At 44.2% G+C, this 15,915-nt stretch carries 12 protein-coding genes; 4 read left to right on the top strand and 8 right to left on the bottom strand.

All coding sequences use genetic code 11. The features are described 5' to 3' along the window. The first annotated feature begins 194 nt into the window (after window positions 1–194). Window positions 195–1,091, top strand: a complete 897-nt coding sequence (locus BLT29_RS07080) for an RpnC/YadD family protein (RefSeq protein ID WP_090775614.1) — start codon at window positions 195–197, stop codon at window positions 1,089–1,091. Window positions 1,092–1,183: 92 nt separating this feature from the next. Here BLT29_RS07080 and BLT29_RS07075 read toward each other — a convergent pair whose 3' ends face one another. Genes BLT29_RS07075 through BLT29_RS07065 form a run of 3 tightly spaced genes read right to left on the bottom strand, consistent with a single transcriptional unit; the run spans window position 1,184 to window position 4,410 of the window. Next, a complete protein-coding gene (locus BLT29_RS07075) occupies window positions 1,184–2,083 on the bottom strand; it encodes an HBL/NHE enterotoxin family protein (protein ID WP_090775613.1) in 900 nt (299 codons plus the stop codon). Window positions 2,084–2,110: 27 nt separating this feature from the next. Beyond that, entirely contained in the window at window positions 2,111–3,271 is a 1,161-nt protein-coding gene (locus BLT29_RS07070; RefSeq protein ID WP_090775612.1) for a ClyA family alpha-helical pore-forming toxin, read from the bottom strand. 23 nt (window positions 3,272–3,294) lie between these two features. After that, the gene (locus BLT29_RS07065) at window positions 3,295–4,410 is read right to left on the bottom strand and encodes an HBL/NHE enterotoxin family protein (protein WP_090775611.1); all 1,116 of its coding nucleotides are present in this window, start codon (window positions 4,408–4,410) and stop codon (window positions 3,295–3,297) included. A gap of 574 nt (window positions 4,411–4,984) precedes the next feature. Between BLT29_RS07065 and BLT29_RS13865 the strand changes: the two genes are divergently transcribed. Beyond that, a complete protein-coding gene (locus tag BLT29_RS13865; RefSeq protein WP_090775610.1) occupies window positions 4,985–7,366 on the top strand; it encodes an alpha-helical endospore appendage domain-containing protein in 2,382 nt (793 codons plus the stop codon). A 137-nt stretch (window positions 7,367–7,503) separates the two neighbouring features. On the opposite strand, the gene BLT29_RS07055 is transcribed toward BLT29_RS13865, so the two are convergent. From BLT29_RS07055 to BLT29_RS07035, 5 genes are all read right to left on the bottom strand, one after another. Further along, entirely contained in the window at window positions 7,504–8,076 is a 573-nt protein-coding gene (locus BLT29_RS07055; RefSeq protein ID WP_090775609.1) for a tetratricopeptide repeat protein, read from the bottom strand. Between the two features lie 18 nt (window positions 8,077–8,094). Then, a complete protein-coding gene (locus BLT29_RS07050; RefSeq protein ID WP_090775608.1) occupies window positions 8,095–8,298 on the bottom strand; it encodes a DUF6501 family protein in 204 nt (67 codons plus the stop codon). Between the two features lie 60 nt (window positions 8,299–8,358). Further along, complete coding sequence (gene odhB / locus BLT29_RS07045; protein WP_090775607.1) at window positions 8,359–9,594, bottom strand: 2-oxoglutarate dehydrogenase complex dihydrolipoyllysine-residue succinyltransferase; 1,236 nt, start codon at window positions 9,592–9,594, stop codon at window positions 8,359–8,361. Between the two features lie 2 nt (window positions 9,595–9,596). After that, a complete protein-coding gene (locus BLT29_RS07040) occupies window positions 9,597–12,449 on the bottom strand; it encodes a 2-oxoglutarate dehydrogenase E1 component (protein ID WP_090775606.1) in 2,853 nt (950 codons plus the stop codon). A gap of 278 nt (window positions 12,450–12,727) precedes the next feature. Then, window positions 12,728–13,003 (bottom strand): hypothetical protein, encoded by a 276-nt coding sequence (locus BLT29_RS07035; protein ID WP_090775605.1) that lies wholly within the window; start codon window positions 13,001–13,003, stop codon window positions 12,728–12,730. Window positions 13,004–13,184: 181 nt separating this feature from the next. On the opposite strand from BLT29_RS07035, the gene BLT29_RS07030 reads away from it, so the two are divergent. Both BLT29_RS07030 and BLT29_RS07025 read left to right on the top strand, forming a co-directional pair. Then, on the top strand, window positions 13,185–14,372 hold the full coding sequence (locus tag BLT29_RS07030; protein ID WP_090775604.1) for an MFS transporter: 1,188 nt from the start codon (window positions 13,185–13,187) through the stop codon (window positions 14,370–14,372). 284 nt (window positions 14,373–14,656) lie between these two features. Beyond that, window positions 14,657–15,802, top strand: coding sequence for a S8 family peptidase (locus BLT29_RS07025; RefSeq protein ID WP_245701135.1), 1,146 nt, complete (start codon window positions 14,657–14,659; stop codon window positions 15,800–15,802). Window positions 15,803–15,915: the final 113 nt, after the last annotated feature.

Raw genomic sequence — 15,915 nt, 5'->3', positions numbered from 1 at the left:
TTTAACAGAGTGGGCGATTTTTTTGTGTTTTTTTGTTTGAAAAACAGAAAAAGCTGTCCTAAAGGTCATTTTTTACGACCTTTTGGGACAGCCCCACTGTATCATTATATATCCAAGAAAAGTAGGAATCCCCTTCCTATTTGACGAATAAGTTCTTATCCCCCCTCACATACCTCAAAAAGGAGCCTCGTTCTATGTCTAATCAGCAAATCCCTCACGACAAGTTGTTCAAACAGCTATTTGACCATTTTTTTACTGATTTCATGCAAGCATTTTTTCCAGAAGAAGCAAGAGAAATTGACTTTAGTGCATGTAAGCCTATCGCTACTGAGTTACATTCGGACGGTAATATTGGTTCTTCGTTGCGGCCTGACTATGTTGTCAAAACGAAAATGAAACACCATGACATCGTCATCCTCATTCACCTTGAGGCCCAAGCAAGTTACGAACTGGATTTTCAGTACCGGATGTTACGTTACTATTTGCGTCTATTCGATCAGTACAGATGCACAATTTTGCCGATTGCCGTCTTTAGTTATGATCAGCCAAATCAACTACCGCCAACAGACATCAAGCTTGGCACGCCATCAGAAACATACCTCACCTTCCGCTACAAACACATCTTCTTAAGGAGCCTTCCTTGGCGCAAATTCCTACGCCACGAAAACCCAGCGATCGTGACACTTTTACCGAAATTAGGCTATAATAAAGAAGAGAAAATGGATGTCGCACTAACCTTTTTGCGGCTCATGATAAAAGGAAAAGCAACCGCAGAACAACAAGCATTACAAATGAAGTTTTTTGCTTCATACATGTCACTAACGAAAGAGGAGGAAAACACAATGCGTGAGGAAGTGCAAAAACTCGTCCCCAAGGAGAAAATGGACATTGATAATATTATGACATTTTTTGAACGGGATGCATGGGAGAAAGGGATCGAGGAAGGCATTGAGAAAGGCATCGAGAAAGAACGGACCGAAACAGCAAAACGCATGTTGCTTGAAGGTGCTGAAGGTGCTTTTATTGCGAAGGTCACACAGTTACCTTTGGAAAAGGTGCAAGAATTGAAGGAAGAGCTTGTAGCAGAGTAATTCCGCCTCACAAAAGACTCATTTAACTCCCTTCAACAGCATACAAGTGCCCTGATCAAGCTTCATACAGTTGTTGATCAGGGCTTTTGTGATTATAATTGCTGTGCCTGCCTATAAATATTGGTCCATAAAGTCTTTGTGGTCTCCATATCTGCTCTGAACAAATCTTCGTCAAATGTTTCTGTTTCCTTCACTTGACCAATTAAATTCTTCAGTGCCGAGTCTAATCGTGACCAACCCGTATTCATATCTTCCAACGTTACCAACCAACCAATGTTCAACACCCCATCATCAACCCCTTTAATATCTGAAGCGAGTGTTGACAAATGCATACTTAAAGGTTCTAACAGATCATAGATCTTTACTGATAAATCGTACGTTTCTTCCTCAATTTGACTACGAACGACATCATCCAGATCTTCTGATAGTTTATCGTATAGCTTATCTAAAGAAGCGCGGTAGCCATCCATTAAATTCTCTATCTTATCAATATCCGCTTGCATCAGTGACACATTTTTACCAATGTCTGATTTATACGTACGCAAGTCATCTAAAAACTGCGTAACAGCACCTTTATGCGTCGTCACATCATCTTGCATGTTGTCAAGTCGCTCGAGGATGCCGTCCTCGTCATCTGCTGCGAGCGCGTCTATTATCTCATCAAACATCCGATTGAATGTGTCATCATATGAGAGGACTTGATCACGTGTCCGATTCGATTCACCTTTTAACGAATCCTGCCACTGTTGTGCCTGCTCATAAACAATTTTCTCGTGCTGACGTGCCAATGCCTGATTTTCAGCGGACAAACCGGCTTTTCCCGCTTCTTGTGCCTTACTTTCAAAATCAGGGTGCATCGCAATCACATGATATGTCAAACCATCCATTACCGTGGGAATTTCCTCTGCAACCGCCGGTGTTGCACTATACAAAGGAATGGCTAAACAAAGCAGCGCCGCACAATATTTCCCAAGCTTTTTTGCATGTAACATACGTATCCCCCTCGTCTCATATTTTCATTACTCACCAGTCGTCAAATCAACATACAAATTGTCTGCATAAGCCAAAATATCTTCCCAGCTCTTCTTCGCAGATTTTAATTGCGCTTTGATAAACAGCAAATCTTCAGGCGTCGCACGATCGATCTTTTCGAGCAACGTTTCATATTTCGCACCCATGAGCTGCCACTGATTCAACACTGCTTGTGCTGATTGAATTGCCACGTCAATTTCTTTCGTAAAGGTTTGAAGCCGTTCCTTATTTAAAGACAGTGCTGCGACTTGACCCTCAGCTTGCGACAATTGTGCCGTTGCATCGCGAATGCCATCTTTACCACTTTTAATCATCTGTATCCCATTGGTCACTAACGCAGCGCCGTCTGCGGTTAAACCCATACCAGCTAAATCCATTGAAATTCCAGTTGTGTTTCCTAAAAAGACAAGCACTTTCCCTAGCACCATTAATACAATCCCGGGCGCCTCATAAGAAACCCCTTCTGTCACTAAATCCGTACCTTCATCAATGTTCTTTTGGTACTCCGCAATTAAATCTTGCAACTGCTCAATCTTGCCCGTATTTGCATCAAATGCTTTTGCCACATTCGTCGCATTGGTAGAAAAATTCTCTCCATCATCTACAACCGCATTGCGATATGTCTTCAACACACCAATCAAATCGGTCACGTCATTTTGTTTATTTTGGATGCTCTTATAAAGCGATGTGATACCGCTTTTTAGCTTCGACGTATCCGCTTCATCGGCCGCACGAACCAATGTCTCATAGTACTTATCAAACTTTGTCCCAAAAGCGAAAATATCTTCATTCGTCTGGATGATCTGTGGTTTGACTTGATCAACCCATTTTATTGCATTGGCTTTCGCTGTTTGTTGATCGGCAACAATTTTATCAATCAATCCCTTGTCTATACTTGTCGCAGAAAAATCATACGGTGCTTGCGCATTCACCAAGATCGCATACTCATCTAACACGGCAATATGCGAACCCGTTTTTGCTAACACGTTCTCTAACTCGGCTGGTACAAGCTCGTCCTCTGCGGAAACAGCTTGTTCAGTTGGCACAGCATTAGTTGCTGCAAAAGCGTGAGTAGCAGGAACCACGGTTGTCGTCAACATTGCCGTCATGACTGTTAAACACGTAAGAGTTTTTATTTTTTTATTCATTTGAATACCTCTTTTCGCTAAAATTATTGATATTTAACTCCAGCCAGCGTATTCGCTTGTTTCTCAGCATGAGTGGCAATTTCCATCACCGTTTGCTTAAATTGAGATAAATGCGCCGTTAATGCTGTCACATCTACGTCTGCTTTATTTACCATCTGAACAAGTTCATTCATGTCTTGTTCGAGCATGCCTAAACCTTCACCAAATATGCGAAGTGTTGCTTCATTCTCACCTAAATGACTCCGGAAGTTATCAAAGATCTGCTTTAGCATATTGAGGTGCGTCAATTGGAACGATTCCTCATTCAGTGTAGACTCCCATTCATTGATTTCCTTTTGGGCATCAATGATTTGATCAGCGGCACGCTGTACTTCAACACTATTGACAATCGTCGAGATGACTGTGCCGTATACTTTCCCTAAACCCGTCAAACTATCAGCGCTTCTAAAAACTAGAATAAAGTCTTCCAATCGTTGCAGCTTTGATGCAATCATAAAATCACGGTTTTGTTGAATTTTTATCGTAAGCGCGACGATATGTCGATTCGCTTCCTGTGTCTTTGACGATGACTGCGTTAAAGATTCATTTACATCCGCAGAAAACTTGTCAAACGTATAATCACTCGTTTGACGTAGATCTGCTAATTGTGCCATCGTCTCGTTTGTTTCATTTTGATCATCCGCTAACACGGATTGTAAATATTGGATCCCGCGGGCAAAATCCGCTCTCGCTTGTTCATCTTCATTAACACGTGTCGCTAAATCAGACAGGGTATCATAGTAACTTTCAACATCTTGACCAAACGCCATCATGTTTTGATTGGTTTTCAACACTCGCTTATTTAACGTATCAAGCCAATTCGTCGCACTTTCTTTCGTACGTTGAAGATACTTAGACAACTCCGGCATGTCCGCAATGGACATGTTCGGTTGCTGAAGCAAAGTCAATGCATCTGCTTGCATGGAAACAGATTGTGCACCTAATTGATCGATGACAGCTTCCAACTGGTTCTTTGTATCAACCATATTTGTGCGATTTTCAGAAACTACTTGTTCCGTCTTCGCAAAAGCATCCATTGGTACTAATGTGGTCGTAAGTAAGGCAATACACAAAGTTGACACAATCGTCGATTTCTTCATATAAACAGACTCCTCTTCACACAAGTTGATGTCGCAATTGCTGTCGATACTTTTAGCATGTTGACACCTGCAGACAGCGCCGCAATCCCTTTCCCTGTCACCTCCAATTTATCCATTCGCGCGTCAACAAAGCGATGAACATCACTTCAAGATCCACACCTTTACCATAAACCTCTGATTTACATAAGACAAGAACCAAAATATTCCATTATAAGCATTCCGTAACATGCAGTTATCATTAATATCTAATACCGTATATTAAAAAAATCGAGCCTTAATAAAGCAATCCCCTAAACATATGTACACAAAAAATCTGGCAAATCGCTTTAAACGTTCCACCAGACTTCCACCAAAAAAGATAACTAAAAGAAAACGTCGTTTATTTTTACAAATACTTTTCTCTACACACAGCCAACGCCTTCTCCGACGAAGCAATCAATCCCTCATTAGCCACTTCTTCTTTTAACTTAATACCAAATAGCCCGAACAAAAAAAAAAAAAAAAACATACCCTGAATGGAGCGAACAACCTCTGTTCTAGCTTACTTAAAAATAACCGAAAAGGATGTGTGAACATGTCTCAACCAAACATGCCAAATTTCACGCCCAATATTACCCTCGACCGTGATGATGTCGTCAATTTACTGCTCGCATCGATCGCAATGGAGGAAATGGGTTTGGCACACATTATTAATGCGGAAGGAGAGAAGATTCAATACGCTCTTGGAACATTAAATGGGCTTACTGGTCCACCAGCTACACTACAAGAAATTCTAGCGATCAACGAGAGTGCTGCGGACATGCTTGATACGATTTTCAAGAAAGAAATTATTCTTGAATCGAAAATGAAAGCAGCGACAAACATTCCTACGTTGATCGGACCGACGGGTGCGACTGGAGCGACGGGACCTGCTGGAAGCGTGACCAATATTAATGGGATTTTTCCAGATGGGGCAGGTACTGTCACCATTACGATTGGCGATATTCCAGGCGGCATTGAAAACATCAACGGCATTACTGCTGCACCAGATGGAAGTTTAACGCTAGATGCTGAGGATGTCGGCGCTTTTCCTTATGAAGAAGTGCCTTCTGGTAGTGATTTAGATTCGTTTATTACCGAGGGTGTGTACAGTTCTGAAGGAAATGCAGGCGGACCTGTGAATGGTCCACTCGGGTTTACAAGTCCGATATGGACATTGTATGTTTCTGTCATCACGCCGGGACCGACCACATCGATTTTACAATTGCTTATTGGTAACCCAACGATTTATGTACGAAGCGCGACCGATGACACAGGCACAACTTGGAACCCTTGGGAGGAGCTCGGTACACAAGGACCGACCGGACCGACTGGTGCTGGAGTGACGGGCGCTACTGGCGCGACTGGGGCTACTGGCGCGACTGGGGCTACTGGCGCTACCGGCGTTACTGGCGTTACCGGAGTCACTGGCGCTACCGGCGTTACTGGGGCGACCGGCGCTACTGGCGTTACCGGGGTTACTGGCGCCACAGGTGTCACTGGCGCTACGGGGGCGACCGGCGCTACTGGTGTCACGGGCGTTACTGGGGCGACCGGCGTTACTGGGGCTACTGGCGCTACCGGCGTTACTGGGGCTACCGGTGTTACGGGGGCTACTGGCGTTACTGGACCTACCGGCGTTACTGGAGCCACCGGACCGACTGGACCGACTGGACCTACAGGATCTACAGGACCTACCGGGGCTACCGGACCGACTGGACCGACTGGACCTACAGGATCTACAGGACCTACTGGACCCACCGGTGTTACTGGACCGACTGGCGTCACTGGACCTACCGGACCTACCGGCGTTACTGGCTCGACTGGCGTTACGGGGATTACTGGCGTCACCGGACCTACTGGACCTACTGGCGTCACTGGACCTACCGGACCTACTGGCGTTACTGGCGCGACTGGCGTTACGGGGGTTACTGGAGCCACCGGACCTACTGGATCTACAGGACCTACCGGGGCTACCGGGCCGACTGGACCTGATCCAACAGTCAATGAAGTTTTCATTTCAAATAGCGGGCAACATTCAGTTTACATCATTGACGGAAACACACAAGATATTTTGGCTACAATTGATACAACAGGAACAGATACACGTGGCCTTGTAGTCAATCCAAATACGAACTTTCTTTATGCCATCAACCAGGGTAGTTCCAATGTCTCAGTCATTGACCTCACCACACAAGCAATCTCAACCATTATTAGTGTGGCTGCTAACCCTTATGGTCTCGGAATTAACGTAGATACGAATCTTCTTTATGTCACCCATCGTGCTCCGACAAATCAAGTTTCCGTTATTGAAGGTTTGAATCACACAGTCGTCACAGCCTTTAACATAGGAAGTGATCCAGTGGCAAATCCGACTGTTGATCCTAATACTAATTTAGTTTATTGTGCTAATAATGTTAGTAACAATGTCACTGTGATTGACGGACTCACACAAACGATTACAGCCACGGTTACCGTCGGCACGAATCCGTTCCGTATCGTTGCCAACCCAAGCACAAACCAAGTTTATGTCTCCAATCAAGGCTCAGATAATGTTTCTGTCATCAACGCAACCAATCAAACACTGATGCCGACAATTCCACTTGCTGGAGGTGCAGCACCACAAGGAATTACCGTGAATCCAAATACTAATCTAATCTATGTTGTTGCAACCAATTTGCAAAGTGTCCTCGTTGTTGACTGGATTACCTTAGACACAATTGCTACTATTGCGGTGGGAACTGGTGCATACACTGCAGGTGCTAACCCGAGAACAAACCTTATTTATGTAACAAAAGTTGCTGATAATAATATCTCTGTGATTGATGGCATAAACAATAATATTATTGCTACTATTACTTCCGCTCTTCCAGCTACAGGCTTTAGAAGTGTTAGCGTTCTAGAAGGATTACGTTTAACCGGACCGCTATATAGTTAAACGGCGTGAACCAACCGTTACAAGGAAATCTAAATGCTCTTCAAAACATCATCTATTTTTTCTAACATTGGAGCCAGTGAAGTTAAATATTCCATAAATGGAACGGGATTGTCTTATGCACCAATAAGACAATCCCGTTATACATCGCTACCATCCACACGAAATTTATGCCCACACACAGCCAACGCCTTCTCCGACGAAGCAAGCAATTCCTCATCAGCCCCCTCTTCTCTCCGAATCGCAAGCGCTGTCCGAAAACAATCTCGTGCTTCTATGTATCGTCCTTGATCAAATAAATTTTTCCCCTGATGCTGATAAAAAAAGGAACGTAAATGCATCAATTCCTCTTTTTCTACCTCTCGCTGCAACCTAGCAAATATTTCATTCGATCGACTGAAATTCCCCATCCATTGATACGTATGAGCTAAACGAAGCTGGTTGACAAACATCCGTTGCGGTAATTGCGCTTGTCTGGCATGAGACAGGGCCTTCTTTAGCACTTCACAACTTTCCCCCAACGAACCAACCATGCGTAAATACACACCCATTTGACCGAGTAACCGAGTTTGTTCCGTCTGATCTTCTGTTTCGTGCAACTGCTCTTTTAAATAGGCGATTCCTTTTGTCATTTCTTCTGTGCAGTTTGGTATTTCTCGCAAGTGCTCATCAAAAATGAAGCCCATGTCATATGGAATTGTTTTTGTTGACAATGCCTCTCCCCTAGATCATTATGCCCCTTCAAAATACGTTTTCTCGTAGCCACCAATCTTGCCAGTGTTATCGACAATAAAATAAAACTCATCGGTCTCATTTTTCAGCGGATATTTTTTACCTACAGTCAATGCATTTTTCACTGTGTACTTTTTAGCATCTGTATGTACACACGTAATATAACGAATCGGTTCTTTTTGCTCCCACTGCCGGTGAATCATATGATCTTCCTCCTCTACGATAAATTGGAGAGACTGGCGAACCAGCCTCTCCTTTTATGATTATCCTTCTAACAACAATTGCTCTGGATCTTCAATCATATCTTTTACTTTCACAAGGAAGCTAACCGCTTCTTTTCCATCGACAATCCGGTGGTCGTAAGAAAGCGCCAAATACATCATTGGACGGTTTTCAAAGCGCTCATTGTCAATCGCAACTGGACGCATTTGGATTTTGTGCATGCCAAGAATCCCAACTTGTGGCGCGTTCAAAATTGGTGTCGACCATAATGAACCGAAGACCCCACCATTCGTAATCGTAAATGTGCCGCCTTGCATATCATTCAATTGTAGCTTGTTGTCACGCGCTTTTTTCCCTAACTCACCAATTCCACGCTCGATGCCGGCAAAGCCAAGACGATCGGCATCACGTAATACTGGTACAACTAAACCACTATCCGTTGAAACGGCAATCCCGATGTCATAAAACTTCTTCACTAAAATCTCATCGCCTTGGATTTCTGCGTTCAATAATGGGAATTCCTTTAACGCACCGACAACTGCTTTTGTGAAGAACGACATAAACCCAAGTTTCACGCCATTTTTATCAAGGAATGCATCTTTACGACGTTTACGCAAATCCATCACTGCGGTCATGTCGACTTCGTTAAACGTTGTTAGCATTGCTGATGTTTGTTGTACTTCTACAAGGCGTTTTGCAATCGTTTGGCGACGGCGCGACATTTTTTCGCGTTCCACTGGCTTTGCATCTTCCACATCCAGATTGACAGCCGGCGGCGCTACCGCTGCTACTGGCTGCGTCGGACGCGCTGCATGCGCGGCAACATCTTGGCTGCGAATTTTTCCTGTTGGATCAAGTGGCGTCACTTCATTTAGATTGATCCCTTTTTCACGAGCCAACTTACGCGCTGCAGGCGAAGCAAGTGGGCGCTCCCCTTTTGTTTTCGTTTCTTCTAGGACAGGAGCCGGCGCTTCCTTCTCAGGTGCAGCAGCTGGCGTTTCTACAGGCGTCGGCTCACTTACCGATGCCGCACCCGCTGATCCACCTGCATCAATAATCGCAATCACTTCACCAATTTCAACCGTATCACCCGGCTCACGCTTGAATTCCTTAATGACACCTGCCGTTTCAACCGGAATTTCTGCGTTCACTTTGTCTGTCTCAAGCTCCGCAATAAACTCCCCTTGCTCCACATAGTCACCAACTGATTTTAACCATTGCGAGATCGTTCCTTCTGTAATTGATTCCCCTAGTTCTGGTACTTTAATTTCCGCCACCGTTAACGGCCTCCTTCATTTTTACGCGTCAATGATTCTGTCACGATACGTTTTTGTTCAGCTTTATGCGCATTCGATGCCCCTTCTGCTGGACTGGAACGATACGTTCGACCAATATAGCTAAGCGGTACAGCCTCAGGCAACACTTCTAGCAAGCGCGGCTCGATAAACGACCACGCCCCCATATTTTTCGGCTCTTCTTGTACCCACTTCACTTCTTTTAAGTTCGGAAACTCTTTTAACCGTTCCCGAATCGCGCGGCGTGGGAATGGGTAAAGTTCTTCCACCCGAATAATGTGGAGCCAATCCCAATTTTCTTCATGCTTTTTAATATGGTCCTGTAACTCAACGGCTACTTTCCCACTACATAAAATGATCCGTTCCACTGACTCGCGTGAAGCACCAAGCAATGGTTCTTCTAAAATCGGCTGAAAAGAGCCAGAGACAAATTGTTCCGTCGTTGAAGCAATCGCTTGGTTACGCAATAAGCTTTTTGGTGTCATCACGATGAGTGGGCGCACTGTATTTTTTTGTAAAATCATCGCTTGTCGTCGTAACAGGTGAAAATATTGCGCAGCTGACGTACAGTTTGCGACTGTCCAGTTGTTTTCCGCTGCAGAGCTTAAAAAACGCTCCACGCGGCCACTGGAATGTTCTGGGCCGGCACCTTCATAACCGTGCGGCAATAAAATGACCAAGCCCGATTTTTGCCCCCACTTCGCGCGACCGGCAGACACCCATTGGTCAAACATGACTTGTGCACCATTCACAAAATCCCCAAATTGGGCTTCCCACAAAACGAGTGTTTCTTTCGCGAATACGTTGTAACCATACTCAAATCCAACACACGCTTGCTCTGAGAGTGGGCTATTGTATACCGCAAATGATGCATTCGCTTCTGAAAAGGATTGTAGCGGTACATATTGTGTCCCATCATTGCGGTCATGCAACACTAAGTGACGGTGCGCAAATGTTCCCCGCTCTGTATCTTGACCACTTAAACGAATCGGTGTGCCATCATGAATGATTGACGCAAATGCGAGCACTTCTGCCAACCCCCAGTCGACACTGCCACCACCATCAAAAGCAGTCAAACGACGTTTTAAAATTCGCTCTAGCTTTTGATTCGGTTGGAAAGACTCAGGCCATGTGAGAAGTTGCTCATTGAAAGCACGCAACTTTTCTTCTAAAACACCCGTTTTTATCTTTGGTAACCCGTTCACAATAAAGTCCGGCGGCGATAGTTCGTATGTTTTCTCTGATTTATCTGCTGCGACTTTGTTATATTCTTCAAGCAAGTAAGTGTACATGTCCGAATCCAGTTTGTCTGCCTCTTCTTTTGCGAGCACGCCTTCTTGTGCCAATTGCTCCGCATATAAGCTACGGGCAGTTGGATGCTTACGTATTTGTGTGTACAGCTCTGGTTGGGTGACAGCTGGTTCATCCCCCTCATTGTGACCGAAGCGGCGGTAACCAATCAAGTCAATCAGAAAATCTTTTTTAAACGTCTCACGATATGCCACCGCGAGCGCAACTGCTTTTAAACAAGCTTCTGGATCATCTGCGTTCACATGCACGATCGGAATCTCAAAACCTTTCGCCGGATCGCTTGCATATGTAGTAGAACGCGAATCATGCGTCTCTGTCGTGTACCCAATGTTATTGTTGGCAATGATGTGCAAGGCGCCGCCTGTCTGGTAACCTGCGAGGCGACTCAAATTCAACGTCTCTGTTACAATTCCTTGTCCTGGAAATGCCGCATCACCATGAATTAAAATGGCCATTGCTTTTGTTTCATCTTGCTTAGGCACACCTTTTTCACGCCGGTCTTCTTGGGCGGCCCGCGCATACCCTTCGACAATTGGCGAAACAAACTCTAAGTGACTTGGGTTGTTGGCCAGTGAAACAACCATATGCTCACTTTGTCCACTTTTAATTTGTCGGTCGGCACCAAGGTGATACTTCACATCCCCTGTCCAGCCAATATACGTTTCTCCCAAGCCTTCTGATGGTGCCTTCAGCTCATTTGTTGCTTGTAAAAACTCGGAGAAAATGGCTTTGTAAGGTTTTCCTAGATTATGCGCCAATACATTTAAACGCCCACGGTGCGCCATGCCAATCATCACATGGGCCGCGTTTGCATTTTGTGCTTCTCCAATGGCTCGGTCAAGCATAGGTACAAGTGCGTCTACCCCTTCAATCGAAAAACGCTTCTGACCAACAAAAGTCCGGTGCAAAAATTTCTCGAACCCTTCCACCGCCGTAAGTCTTTCAAGTAGCATTTTCTTTTCTTCTTTTGTTAAAGGGGCCGCATGTGTCTCAGACTCAACTTTGCGGCGCAACCAATTCCGCTCGTCTTCCTCTTGCACATGCTCAAATTCAAACGCTGTTGTCTTTGTATAAACATCCTTTAAATGTTCAATTGCCTGTAACCCATTTTCTATATGAGCAGGTGCATCTGGACAAATCAATTGCGCTGGCATTTGTAAAAGCGCTTCTTTCGTTACTTGAAAGCGCGCATATTGAAGCAAATCGTTCGATCCAGCCTGCTTCCAAATCGGTTGAATATCCGATGCTTGATGACCTTTTGCCCGAATAAAATCAGCCAACTTCACCGCTCCGGCAATGGCACGCGCCATGTCCATTCCAAGTAGCGTATCTCCTTCGTTTGTAACAACTGAGCTTGAGCGTTCTTCTAATACAGGCGGGCCCCACTGTTCAAATCGTGCACGCGTTTTTTCATCTACTGTGCTTGGATCAGCCACATATTGCTCATATAGCTCGACAGCAACACCTAAGTTTGGACCATAAAACCTTTGCCACGGTGTTTGTTGACTGTGCTCCTTGCTTGACATGTAATATAGACCTCCTACAAGATTGTTTCAAACCACACTTAGCATTTTATCCTTTAAAATATAGCATTTTACATCTCATCTGCTTTTTACCATGAAACGATGTCGGTTCAAAGCGCTTCCAAACTTATTTTATCACGTTTAGAAGTATTGCTCAAAAAACAACCTCATGTGTCTCACACGACAGACAAAATAACCTCTTAAATTTTAGCGTGTTTACGCCCAAAAATCTAGCGTTTTTTGTCGCGATTGACATATTCCACTGATCTTTCGTCTCCATGTTATACTTTTTTCCAAAATAATACAAGCTGTTGCACCTCTTGTTCTTCTAACTGAAACGTTGGCTCATCACATCGTTCTTCTTGAAAAACCCACTCAATCGGGACACCTTGCTTATTTAGCACGACTTGCGCACCCGGTGCACAAAATGGCGCTGGTGCTGGATCAAGCGTGAAAGAAAATTGCACAACATCCCACCAATCAAAGCGCTCCTGATGTATCATTTGTACATGCTTTATTTGGACTGGATAATGTGTTGCCGTTGTCACTTCAATCATACACGTCTCCTCTTTCACTTAAACATCCTATGTGTAATAAAACCTTATTTATCATACCATAATGCAGAGTCACTGCGGTGATTTTCTTACACGAGTTTTGTGCTTGTTATTTCGTTTAACTAAATTGTATAATACAGTCTGAGATCGTTACATCTTAACTATAGCGAGGAGAGAAAACCGTTTGACAATAGATCAACGCAAAAAAATGATCGTTTTAATGATTAATATGTTTATTGCTGTTGCCAGCTTTGCAATTGTCATCCCTATTTTACCTGAATATTTGATGGGACTTGGTGAAGGAGGTAAGGCAGCGGGGTTGATTATTGCCCTCTTTGCAGCTGCACAGTTTTTCATGTCTCCTGTCGCCGGAAAATGGGCTGACCAGTATGGACGTAAAAAGATGATTATTGCCGGCCTTGTTTTCTTAACTTTATCGATGTTTGTCTTTTATTTTTCAAACAACATTTGGATTGTTTATGTGTCTCGCATCATTGGTGGTATCGGTGCCGCTCTACTCATTCCCGCCATCTTTGCTTACATTGCGGATATTACAACGATTGAACAACGGGCGCGCGGAAACAGTCTCATTTCAGCCTCCATCTCATTGGGGATCGTTGTCGGACCCGGTATTGGTGGTTTCTTTGCTGATTTTGGTGTAAGGGCTCCGTTGCTCGCATCAGCACTCTTGTCTGTTGTCGCTGTTTTATTCTCCATGATCGTTTTGAAAGAAAGTACACAACCTACGACAAACAGTAGAGAATCATCCACCGACTCCATGGTGAAAAAAATTGCTCAAAGCGTGAGAAAACCTTACTTTATCCCACTCATCCTTACACTCGTTATGAGTTTCGGCTTGCTTGCTTATGAATCTGTTTTAAGCTTATTTGTTGATAATCAATTTGGGGCAACACCAAAACAAATTGCCTTAATGATCACATCAACGGGTCTCATCGGCGTCATTGTACAACTGTTTGTCGTCGATCGGCTTGTTCGTAGATTTGGTGAACGACGTACCCTTACGTACTTTTTAGCAGTAACAACCGTAGGCTTTTTATTATCATTATTTGCCTCGACCTATACGCTATTTTTTGTTGTGACGCTCTTTATTTTCTTAGCAACATCTATTTTACGTCCAGTCATTACAACACTCATTTCAAAACTTGCAGGGAATGAGCAAGGGTTTGCGATGGGCATGAACAATGCGTATATGAGCATTGGCAACGTTGCCGGTCCGGTTATTGCTGGCATTTTTTATGACGTACATATTTACTCTCCTTTTTTACTAGGGTTTGTCGTTATGGCCATCACCACAACGTTTGCTTTTGTATGGCAAAGAAAACAACAAAGAAAAGAAAACATGCACGCATAACTTTTTTACTCGGTGGACGCCAACGCATGGGCGTCCACAACTTTTTCCCAACCTCCTATCAAAACAATTTCCCCCTTTATCGTGTTCCTTCATCATATATACAGGCGACAAAAAACTTGTCATTAAAACAAAGTTCACCTATCTGTATAGAAGCATTTTCCCAATTACCTGCCGCTCGATCTTATGCTATATTGTAGTCTATTCAGATAAAAACACATGGGGTTCATCAAGTTGACACAACGCCAAAATAGTGCCAACTTTTGAAGAACAACCACAATAGGAGAGTGAATATTTTTATTATGAAAAAGAAAAAATTGTTCTGTCTTATTTCTGCCACATTGTTCGCCGTAGGATCAGCTACCTTTGCATCTGCTGCAGAGGAGAAAAAAGAAAGCTACTTTATCGGTTTTCAGAATGATCAAGCATTAGAAGGGTTTGTAGACATGATGGAGAACCCTGGAGAAGGTGTTTTTTCTGTTAATGAAATGATGAACTTTTCAGTATCGCACACATATCAAGAGACACCGGCTGTTGTCGCAAGCCTAACCGCTGAAGAGGCGCGTAAGCTACAAGAAGCTGGTGGCGTTTCCTATGTTGAAAAAGATGCACTCATGACGATTTCGCGTCAAACAACCCCAGAAAATATCATGCAAATTGGGGCACCTGCAGCTCATCGGCGCGACCTTTCTGGTGAAGGAGTCAAAGTAGCCGTACTAGATACTGGCATTGCCAACCATCCTGATCTACGCATTGCTGGTGGGGTCAGCTTTATAGATGGGGAAAGTTACACCGATAAAAACGGACATGGCACTCATGTCGCAGGGACAATTGCGGCCCGTGATAATCATATTGGTATTGTAGGCGTTGCTCCTGACGCTGACCTATATGCTGTCAATGTTTTAGGTAGCGCTGGCTCGGCTCTTACAAGTGTCGTCATCCAAGGCATTGAATGGGCGATCGAAAATGATATGGATATTGTCAATTTAAGTCTAGGCAGTAATGCCCCCTCCCGCACATTAGAAGCAGCCGTTGATGCCGCACGTGAAAATGATGTGCTTGTTGTCGCAGCAAGTGGCAATGACGGCCATCCTTTTGTATCTTATCCAGCCCGCTATCTATCTGTACTCTCTGTCGGTGCCGTTGACGAAAACAACCGCCGTGCTAGCTTCTCACAGTATGGCTCTGGTTTGGACATCGTTGCGCCTGGTGTGGACGTACTTAGCACTTTCTTAGACGGCTCCTACGTGCGTGCATCCGGCACTTCTATGGCAACGCCAGCTGTTGCAGGCGCTGCAGCACTGTTGAAAGAGAAGCATCCGGCATGGACAGCGAGCCAAATTGAGATGGGGTTGCTCACAGAGGCGGATTCTCTCCGGTCTCGATTTGAATATGGATATGGTTTACTTAATGCTGATCGCGCAACACGGTAGTGAAACAAATTTGTAGATCACACATTGGGGTTCTTCGGAGCCCCTTTTTATTGCGCGCCATGCCATCTCCACGTATAATATAATAAAAATGGTATTATTCATTAGGGGGGAAT

Origin of the sequence: Shouchella lonarensis, from assembly GCF_900096965.1 — a bacterium.
Lineage (GTDB): Bacteria > Bacillota > Bacilli > Bacillales > Bacillaceae_D > Shouchella > Shouchella lonarensis.
The sequence above is the reverse complement of the archived record's forward strand: the minus strand, read 5'-3'. Positions and strand labels throughout refer to the sequence as shown.